General features: G+C 50.0%; 1 protein-coding gene. It reads left to right on the top strand.

Features of this window, described 5'->3' with window-relative positions:
- Positions 1-240 (top strand): hypothetical protein (locus MiSe_RS50520; RefSeq protein WP_226595162.1); only part of this gene is annotated, 240 nt, incomplete at both ends.

Here is a 240-nt window from a genome sequence, read left to right as displayed (position 1 = left end):
GTTGGCGATGCTTTGGAATCAATTGCTGTGGGGGATGTTGCTGTTGCGGATATCTCTGGTGTTTCTCCCATAGATGCGACATCAGCTGTTGGCGATGCTTTGGAATCAATTGCTGTGGGGGATGTTGCTGTTGCGGATATCTCTGGTGTTTCTCCCATTGATTCGAGATCGGCAGTTGGCGATGCTTTTGAATCAATTGCTGTGGCGGATGTTGGTGCGACCGCTGACGAAGAGGATGTT

The sequence above is a fragment of the Microseira wollei NIES-4236 genome (assembly GCF_020521235.1).
Taxonomy (GTDB): Bacteria; Cyanobacteriota; Cyanobacteriia; order Cyanobacteriales; family Aerosakkonemataceae; genus Microseira; species Microseira wollei.
Note: the sequence above shows the minus strand (reverse complement) of the source record. Positions and strands in the feature narration are given on the sequence as shown.